Origin of the sequence: Allofournierella sp. (assembly GCF_048388525.1) — a bacterium.
GTDB lineage: Bacteria > Bacillota > Clostridia > Oscillospirales > Ruminococcaceae > BQOK01.
In genome coordinates this window covers 1-8945 of record NZ_DBGCTQ010000117.1, presented here as the reverse complement: position 1 = coordinate 8945, position 8945 = coordinate 1, and the positions used below count along the sequence as shown (strand labels likewise).

General features: G+C 60.9%; 9 protein-coding genes. 4 read left to right on the top strand and 5 right to left on the bottom strand.

Annotated features, from left to right (window positions below; translation table 11 throughout):
- Positions 1-376: 376 nt before the first annotated feature.
- Positions 377-1108, bottom strand: coding sequence for an acyl-[acyl-carrier-protein] thioesterase (locus tag ACMLHZ_RS14365; protein ID WP_418668355.1), 732 nt, complete (start codon positions 1106-1108; stop codon positions 377-379).
- A 223-nt stretch (positions 1109-1331) separates the two neighbouring features.
- Here ACMLHZ_RS14365 and ACMLHZ_RS14360 point away from each other — a divergent pair, with 223 nt between their 5' ends.
- Genes ACMLHZ_RS14360 through ACMLHZ_RS14345 form a run of 4 tightly spaced genes read left to right on the top strand, consistent with a single transcriptional unit; the run spans position 1332 to position 5670 of the window.
- On the top strand, positions 1332-3797 hold the full coding sequence (locus tag ACMLHZ_RS14360) for a M56 family metallopeptidase (RefSeq protein WP_418668354.1): 2466 nt from the start codon (positions 1332-1334) through the stop codon (positions 3795-3797).
- A complete protein-coding gene (locus ACMLHZ_RS14355) occupies positions 3794-4189 on the top strand; it encodes a BlaI/MecI/CopY family transcriptional regulator (protein ID WP_418668353.1) in 396 nt (131 codons plus the stop codon). The genes ACMLHZ_RS14360 and ACMLHZ_RS14355 overlap by 4 nt, the downstream gene beginning before the upstream one ends.
- A 3-nt stretch (positions 4190-4192) precedes the next feature.
- The gene (locus ACMLHZ_RS14350) at positions 4193-4960 is read left to right on the top strand and encodes a copper homeostasis protein CutC (RefSeq protein WP_418668352.1); all 768 of its coding nucleotides are present in this window, start codon (positions 4193-4195) and stop codon (positions 4958-4960) included.
- Entirely contained in the window at positions 4957-5670 is a 714-nt protein-coding gene (locus tag ACMLHZ_RS14345; RefSeq protein WP_418668351.1) for a DUF554 domain-containing protein, read from the top strand. Before ACMLHZ_RS14350 ends, ACMLHZ_RS14345 begins: the two co-directional genes overlap by 4 nt.
- A 90-nt stretch (positions 5671-5760) precedes the next feature.
- Here ACMLHZ_RS14345 and ACMLHZ_RS14340 read toward each other — a convergent pair whose 3' ends face one another.
- The 4 genes from ACMLHZ_RS14340 to ACMLHZ_RS14325 all read right to left on the bottom strand — a co-directional run.
- Positions 5761-7002, bottom strand: a complete 1242-nt coding sequence (locus ACMLHZ_RS14340) for an ABC transporter substrate-binding protein (RefSeq protein WP_418668350.1) — start codon at positions 7000-7002, stop codon at positions 5761-5763.
- A gap of 18 nt (positions 7003-7020) precedes the next feature.
- Complete coding sequence (locus ACMLHZ_RS14335) at positions 7021-7881, bottom strand: ABC transporter permease (protein WP_418668349.1); 861 nt, start codon at positions 7879-7881, stop codon at positions 7021-7023.
- A 1-nt stretch (position 7882) separates the two neighbouring features.
- Positions 7883-8695 (bottom strand): ABC transporter permease, encoded by an 813-nt coding sequence (locus ACMLHZ_RS14330; protein WP_177565930.1) that lies wholly within the window; start codon positions 8693-8695, stop codon positions 7883-7885.
- A gap of 4 nt (positions 8696-8699) precedes the next feature.
- Positions 8700-8945 (bottom strand): TOBE domain-containing protein (locus tag ACMLHZ_RS14325; RefSeq protein WP_418668348.1); only part of this gene is annotated, 246 nt, incomplete at its 5' end.

Sequence of the window (8945 nt, the reverse complement as noted above, 5' to 3'; positions counted from 1 at the left end):
ACTGGCATTTCGTCAAAAGGGGCACAATTAGTATTACTCTTGCGGCAGGCCCTTTCGCAGCATTTCCCCCCGCATTGCCCATAAAAACAGAACCCTCCCGCCGGAGGGTCGGCGAGAGGGTCTGCTACAGGACTTTTGAGACACCCTTTTGCACCCCGCCTGAGAACCGCGTTTATAAGGCGCGGCAGGAGGAAACAGGCGGGAAAGATGCCTCACAACACATGAAAAAGGGGTGTAACTTTCTTGCAACTAAATTGTAACTCTTTTGAAATCTTTTGTCAAGCCTTAATCCGAAAAAAAGTAAAAAATATTTCAAAACAGTTACATGGCAGGAATCTTTACAAAATTCTTCCTGTTTGTGACCCTATTTTTGGTTCTACGCCAAAATAAGCTTGGCTTCAAAACAGCGCTTGCCCCCGCGCTGGCCGGCCACATACCAGGTGTTTTCGTCCAAACGGCCCCGTTCCAGCTCAAAGCTCTCCCCTGCCGGCACCTCGCTGTGGTAGTTCAGGGCGATTCCCCGCACCGCTCTGCGCTCCAGCTCCTCCAGGGGCAGGGCATTGCAGGCCACATCGGCATAGTGGGTGTTGTTCAGGTGGCGGTTGGTATCGCACAGGGTATAGTCCGCACGGGCTGTGCCCGCAGGCTCGGCGCTCTCCGGCTTTGGGATCTCCATATTCAGCGCAAAGGGCACTTCTTCATCAAAGGGCAGCGCGGCAAACGCGTCGGGCGGGCGGCGCAGGATGCGGTGTGTGTCGGTGTCCACCAGCACCCAGCGGCTGTCCACCAGGCCGATCTCCCGGCCCGCCTCATCCAGAATGCGGGTCACGCGCTTGTAAACAGCCCTTTTGGCTGTTTCGGGCAGGGTGACCAGGGTCAGCGTTTCGCCGATCAGCGGCACACGGGCAAATTCACAGGCCAGCTTCGCCAGCAAAAACACGGCGTGATTGGCCCCGTAAAACTCCGCGGTAAGGCCCAGGGCGTCGCAGTGGTCGGTGGCGATCTGCTGGCTCATGCGCAGCGCGCCGCCGGGCAGCAGCTTGCGGTTCATATCGCACTCGAAATCAAATACCCGAAAGGTCTCGATAAAATCTTTTTGTTCCGGCATGGGGTGCCTCCTGATCCTTTGAATTTAAAACCACTTTTATATTATACCTTCCCTGGCCCCAGCCGGCAAGTGATCTGCTGTGTTTTTGCCCTGCGCGCCGGCCGCGCTTTAAAAAACGCACACAGGGCCGCCGCTTGCATTCTGTGGATATTGACAATCTTCTTTAACAGTTGTAGAATAAAGTCATATGTTCTACAGCTGTAAAAGAAGCGAGGTGATCCGCATGGACGGACTCTTTGTGGGGTTTGCCCTGCAGGGCGCGCTGGTGGGGCTGGCGGCCTGCGCGCTGTTTGCACTCGCCCCCCGGCTTCAAAAGCGCTATGGTTCCCGCTGGCTCTGCCGGCTGTGGCTCATCGTGGCCGCGCTGTTTTTGCTGCCTGTGCGGCTTGTGGTTCCCGCCGTGCCCGCGCCGGTGCGGCTTGCCGTGCCGCCCGCGCTCACCGCCCCCGTGGAGCGCGCCCTCACTGAACGCGCTCCTGCACAGGCCGCTGTTGCAACTCCGCCGCCCGCGCCGGGCTTTGCCTCCCCCCAAGCGGAGGGTGCGGCAGATCTTGCCCACCCCTCCGCTGCCTCGCCGGCCTCTGTCTCCTCCCCCCCAAGCGCGCATATTCCCTCTTTAAGTCCCCTCGCCTGGGCCGCCCGGGTCTGGCTCATAGGGGCTGCCGGGCTGTGCCTGTGGCAATTTTGGGCCTCCTTTTTGTGGCTTCGCCACGCCCTGCGCACCGGCGGGCCCCCCAGCGACGGCTGGCAGCGGGCGTTCGGGGCGGCATTTGCCGCCAGCGGCCTTGCCCGTCGGCCCCGGTTTCTGTGTACCCGCGCCGTGCGCGGCCCGCTGGTGGCGGGGCTGGTGCGGCCCGTGGTGTTCGTGCCCGAAAGCGAGCCGCCCGCACAGGCGGCCGCGCTGATGCTCACTCACGAGCTGACTCATCTCAAGCGGCGCGACCTTTTATTTAAGGCGCTGCTGCTTTTGGTGCGGGCCGTGCACTGGTACACCCCCGCCGCCTGGCTGCTGGTGCGCCTGGCCGGGCAGGATCTCGAGGCCGCCTGCGACGAACAGGCGGTGGCTGGGCGTGGGCCCGCCTACCGCGCCGCCTACTGCGACGCGCTGCTCGCAGCCGCTCGCATGGGCCGCGCGCCCGCCCTCTCCACCTGCTTTGCCCTCACGAAAAAAAGCATGGCGGCCCGCTTCGCCCGCCTGTGGGACGCTTCGCCCAAGCGCCGCGGCCCGGCCGCGCTGGCGGCGCTGGCCCTCGCGGCCGCCCTTGCCGGCGGCATGGTTGCCTGCAGCCAGGGCGGCGCCCCCGCAAAGTTGCCCGCGGCCACCCCAACGCCCACGCCCATGCCCACCCCCTTACCGGATCGCAGCGGCAAAGAAGATGTATGGCCCGATTTGGATGTTTGGAACCTTTCTCCTGTAGAGGGCTTTCCCTCAAATGTTCCAACCTACGAGCGGGACGAATATTCGGCGCTTAACGGGCAGCAGGCCGGATATGCCACGCGCACCAAAAATCAGCCCACCGTCTCGCTGTATTTCACCTCAGACGGGGGCAAAACCGTGGAAACACTTCAATGCGACCTCGCCCCCATCGTGGGGCAGGAACCCTTCCGGGTAAGCAATTATCAGATGGTGAGCGAAAGGACCGGCTTTTTGGTGTTGCGCATGGGGGATGCCCCACGCTATGAGACCAACACGGACGTTCTGGTGCTCCGCACCCGTGACGGCGGCAAAACCTGGGCGAAAATGGGCCGCCATGTCTGCCCCCAAAACGCCAAAAACGGTTTGTGGCATACCCAGCCCTTTTTGTGGGTAAACGAGAACGTGGGCTTTTGGGTCCCCCATACCCGCTACGACCAGCCGGATGTGTGGCGCACGCTGGACGGCGGCGCACACTGGGAGCAGCTTGACTTGAGCGCTTTCCTTCCCTATATCCCGTTTGACAGCGTGCCTGGCGTGCACACCTGCTCGGTGCGGTTGGACCGCTTGGCCCCCGCGCCCGGCCATATCGTTGCAAAATGCTACGCTTCCTCAAACAACGCGGGCGGCAACGCTTTCGAGCTTGCCAGCTACGACTATGGGGAGAGCTGGTTTTTGCGTGACCTCTACAATCCCTCTGTCGGCCTTCCCTTCTCGGCGGAAACCGAGGCTCTATATTGCGGCGCGGCGGGCTTTTCCCTGCCAGAACACCCTGCCGACCAGCAGGTGGCCGAAACAGCGCTGGCGCTTTTGCGCCAGGCCAACCGGCTTGCCCAGCTTCCCATCGACGCCGCCCGCCCCAGCATATATCAGTGGGAAAACGCCTATTACGCCCGCATCCTCTACCCTTGTGCCTACCTGAAAACCGAACAGGATTATCGGGCGGCTCTGGCGCAGGTCTACACCCGGGATCTTCTTGAGCGCTACCTGAAAACCAACCAGCTTTTCAGCGGGGCATCCCCCCACTATGTAACTCATGGAGGCTTTCTTTATTGTGCCAGCCAGCCCTACTGGGCGCCGGATGAATTCCGCGATTTTTCGGTGGACACCCTTCTGGACTGGTATAACAACGGCCAGATGGCCATCGATGTGGAACCGCTGCACAACGCGTTTCACCTCACCCTGCGGGTGGAAAACACCACTCGGGCCACCATGACCCTGCGGCCGGAAAACGGCGGCTGGCGCATCGCCGCACTGGAGGTAAACCCATCATGAAAACCAAACTCAAACGCCTGCCCGACGCCGAGCTGGACGTGATGAAGGAGCTGTGGGCCGCGGGCGGCCCCCTCACCCGCCCGGCCCTCGAAGCCCGGCTCACCGAAAAGGGCTGGGCCAGCACCACCCTGCTGGCTCTGCTCTCGCGCCTGGAAGCCAAGGGGTTTGTGGCCCGGCAAAAGCAGGGCAAAGGGTATTTGTACAGCGCGTCTGTGGCCCGGGCTGACTATCTGCCCACCGAAAGCCGCTGGGTGCTGGGGCGCATGTTCGGCGGCAGCGCCAAAAATCTGGTGGCCGCCATGGCAGAGAGCGACGCCTTAAGCGAAAAAGACCTTGACGAACTGGCCGAGTATCTGGCACAATTAAAGGCAGAACATCAACGGGAGGAATGAACCTTGTCCCACTTTTTGCTGGAATGCTGTGTCGATTCGCCCGAATCGGCCCTTGCCGCCGCCCAAAACGGCGCGGACCGTCTGGAGCTGTGCGCCGACCTTCTGGTGGGCGGCATCACCCCCAGCTCTGGGCTGTTCGAGCTGGTAAAGCGCCAGGTCAAAATTCCGGTCAACGTGCTGCTGCGCCCCCGCTTCGGCGATTTTTGCTATACCGGGCTGGAATTCGAGGTGCTTTTGGCCGACGCCGCCCGCTTTGCAGCCGCGGGTGCGGGCGGCCTTGTGCTGGGCGTGCTCACACCGGAGGGTGAACTGGATTTGCCCCGCATGCGGCGCCTGATCGCGGCTGCCCGGGGCCTGCCGGTCACGCTGCACCGCGCCTTTGACGTATGCCGCGACCCCTTTGCCGCGCTTCGGGCGGCAAAAGCGCTGGGCGTTTCCAGCATTCTCACCAGTGGGCAGGCTGCCGCGGCCCCCCAGGGCACGGACCTGCTGGCGCAGCTGGTGCGGCAGGCCGGCCCGGTGAACATTCTGGTGGGCGGCGGGGTGAACAGCGGCAACCTGGCCGCGCTGGCTGCCGCCACCGGCGCCAAACACTTTCACATGAGCGGCAAACGGCAGCTCGAAAGCCCCATGCATTACCGAAAAGAGGGTGTGCCCATGGGCCTTCCGCTGGCCAGCGAGTTTTCCCTGTGGCGCACCGACGGCCGCGAGGTCGCGGCGGCCCGCGCCGCGCTGGACAGGCTTTCCGCAGCCGGGGAGGCGCTGTCATGAGGGGCCTCGGCACATTGGTGAACGTGCTGGCCGTGCTGGCGGGCGGCGGGCTGGGAATGCTCATCAAAAGCGGGCTCAAGCGCCGTTTCCGCGATATTTTAATGCAGGCCTGCGGCATTGCCACGATCTTTCTCGGCATCAGCGGCGCCCTGGCCGGGCTGTTAAAGGTGGAAAACGGCGCGGTGAGCACCCAAAACACCATGCTGCTTATCTTTTCTCTGGTGCTGGGCGGCCTTGCGGGCGAAGCGCTCAACATCGAGGCCGGCATGGAGGCTTTAGGCGAGCGGCTCAAGCGCCTGGTGCGCGACAGGAGCGACAGCCGCTTTGTCGACGGCTTTGTCACCGCCTCGCTGGTCATCTGCGTGGGGGCCATGGCCATTGTGGGCTCCATTCAGGACGGCCTCACCGGCGACCACACACTCCTTTTTTCCAAGGCTCTGCTGGACTTTGTGATCGTGATGGTGTTCGGCGCCACCTTTGGGATAGGCGTGCTGTTCTCGGCCCTGCCCCTGGGTGTTTTGCAGGGCGGCATTACCCTGGCGGCCGCGCTGGTGGCCGGCTTTTTAAGCGAGGCGCTCATCTCCGATCTGTCCTGCGTGGGCTCGGTGCTCATTTTCTGTGTGGGGCTGAACGTGGCTTTCAACACCAAGATCCGGGTGGGCAATCTGCTGCCCGCACTGCTGGTGCCCGTCCTCTGGGCGCTGTTTTAGCGCCCGCCGCCTCTTTTGTCCCTGAAAAAAGAGAGCATTCCCGTTTCCGGGAATGCTCTCTTTGCCTTTTTCATGCTTTTCCTGCGCGGCTCAATACATCTCTTTGCGCCTGCGCTTTGCGCGGCGGCGCCAGATGTTGAAGGCAGCCAGGCCCATGGCCGACACCAGGAACACCGGCACCACCCAGCCGCTGCCGTTCTCATCGTAACTTTTCATGTCGCTCCAGGCGCGGTCCATGGCGGCGTTGATCTCTTCCGGCAGAGCCTCGAAGGTCTCGGTGTTGGCCAGCACCTCGGCGCTGGGATACGCGATGGGGCTGTTCGCCAGTTCCTCCGGCAGCTCGCCGCGCACCGCGTCGATGGGGGTGGAATAGCCGATGAAATCACAGTTGGCCGCGCCCACGTCCACCTCGCACATGTAGTTGATGAACATCTCGGCGGCTTCCTTGTTCTTTGCGCCCTTGGGAATGCACATGGCGTCCACAAAATAGTTCGTTCCCTCTTTCGGGATCACAAAGCCCAGATCCGGATTCTCGTCCATCATCACAATGGCGTCGCCCGCATAGTAGGGCGCCAGGGCAGCTTCGCCGCCCTCCATCTTGTCGAAGATCTCGTCCATCACATAGGCCTGCACCACATACTTTTGCGCCTTCAGCTCCTCTGCGATCAGGTTCACTTCTTCGATACTGCGGGGGTTCAGGCTCATGCCCAGCTTTTTGGCCGCGATCGCAAAGGCATCGCGGCTGTTGTTGAACATGAGCACCGAGTTTGCATACTGCTCATCCCACAGCGCCGCCCATGAGTCGGGCGTTTCGCTCACCATGGTGCTGTTGTAAACGATCCCCACCAGCCCCCACATATAGGGCACGCTGTATGCGTCGGCAGGGTCGTAGCTCTGCCCTTTATACGCCGCACCGATGCTGGCAAAGTTCGGGATATTGGCCATATTCAGGGGTTCCAGCATGTCCTCGTTCACCATTTTGCCGATCATATAGTCGCTGGGAACGATCACGTCGTAGCTGGCGCCGCCGCTCTTGAGCTTGGCATACATGCTCTCGTTGGTGTCATAGGTGGTGTAGTTCACCTTAATGCCGGTGAGCTCCTGAAACGCGGCCAGCACGTCCACACTCTCGTCCGAGCCGTCCGAGATGTAAAGGCCCCAGTTGTATACGTTCAGGCTCACGTTCTGCCCTTTAAAGCGGGTCCAGTCATAGCCGGCCGAAACGGCGATGTCGTCGGTCACCTGGATCAGTTCTTCCCCGGCGGCGGCAGGCAGGGCCGCAAGGCCGGCGGCCATGCACAGGCACAGCAAAACACAAACAAATTTTTTCATTCCGCGCTCCCCCCTTCTTCAGCGGCGGCCGCGCGCTTTTTTGTAGCTGCGGCTGTCAAGATAGTTGGTGATCAGAATGATGCCCAGAATGACCACGAACATAATGGTGGACAGGGCGTTGATCTCCGGGCTCACCTTTTTGCGCGTCATGCTGTAAATGGCAATGGGCAGCGTTTGCAGCGTGCCGCAGGTGAAGTAGGAGATGATAAAATCGTCGATGGAATAGGTGATGCTGATCAAAAATGCCGACAGGATCGCCGGCATCATCTCCGGCAGCACCACCTTGAAAAACGCCTGCTTGGGGTTGCAGCCCAGGTCCAGCGCCGCCTCGTAGATGCGCACGTCCATCTGGCGCAGCTTGGGCGCCACGTTGAAAATGACGTACGGCAGGCAGAACGACACATGCGCCACCAGCAGGGTGCCCACGCCGAACACGTTTTCGGGCAGAAACTTAAGAAAACCCGGCACCTGGGGCGAAGAATTGACCCATTTGGCAAAGTTCACATACACCACGAACAGCAGCATCATAGACACGCCGGTAATGATCTCGGGGTTTACCACCGGCATATAGCTGACCGTGTTGATGGCGCTCTGGGCCTTTTTGTTCATGGCGCTGATGCCGATGGCCGCCATGGTGCCCACCACCGTGGCGATGGTGGCCGCCACAAAGGCCACCAGCAGGCTGAGCGCCAGCGCATCCAGAATCATCTCGTTGTGCAAAAGGCTCTTGTACCACTTAAAGGTGAAGCCCGTAAACAGGGTGCGGCTTTTGCTCTCGTTGAAACTGAACACGATCATCACGGCGATGGGCACGTACATAAACGAGAAAATCAGGCACAGATAGACCTTTTGCAGGGCCTTGGAGTGATGGCTTTTCATGTTACAGCACCCCCTCCATATCCTGGTCGTCAAAGCCGCTGGTAAAGCTCATGCACAGCAGCACGATCACCATCAGCACCAGGCTCATGGCGCTGCCCAGGTTGTAGTTGTAGCTGTTGCCCAAAAACTGCAGCTCGATCAGATCGCCCGCCAGCAACGTGCCGCCGCCGCCCAGCATGCGGCTGATGATAAAGGTCGAAACACTGGGCACAAACACCATGGTAATGCCGGTGCTGATGCCGGGCGCCGAGAGCGGGATCAGCACCTTCGTGAGTGTTTTCAGGGTGCCGGCCCCCAGGTCCTGCGCGGCCTCCACCACGCTGTCGTCGATCTTCACCATCACGGTGTAAAGCGGCAGGATCATATAGGGCAAAAAGTTGTACACCATGCCCAGCACCACCGCGCCGCTGGTGTTGATCATCTGGAACGGCCCGATGCCGAACACGCCCAAAAAGCGGTTGATGATGCCGTTGTTTTCCAAAAGGCTCATCCAGGCATAGGTGCGCAGCAAAAAATTCATCCACATGGGCAGCATCACCAGCATGAGCATGATCTTCTGCTTGGAGACCCGCATGCGGGAAAGGAAGTACCCTACCGGGAAGCTCAGCACCAGGCAGATCAGGGTGGCAACCGCCGCCAGGATCAGGCTGCGCGCAAACACCGAGCTGTACCGCCCGATGCTCATCAAGTTTTCAAGTGTAAAGTTTCCAGCCTTGTCGGTCATCGCAAAGTAGACCACAATGGCCAGAGGGGCGGCAATGAACAGCACCATCCACACAAGGTAGGGCGCCGCAAGCTTTTTATTTTTGATCATCGCTTCATGCCTCCGCCCGCTGCATGATGTGGATTTCGTCCGGGCCGATGCACATGCCGATCAGCTCGCCCGGTTCGCTGGCCTGGGTGGAATGGATGATCCACTCATAACCGGCCTGCTCCACATGCATCTCGTAGTGCACGCCTTTGAAAATGACCTCCTTTACCACGCCGGTGAGCTGACCCTGAATGGCCGGCACCACCTGAATGTCCTCGGGGCGCACCACAACCTGCACCAGCTCGTTGTGGCC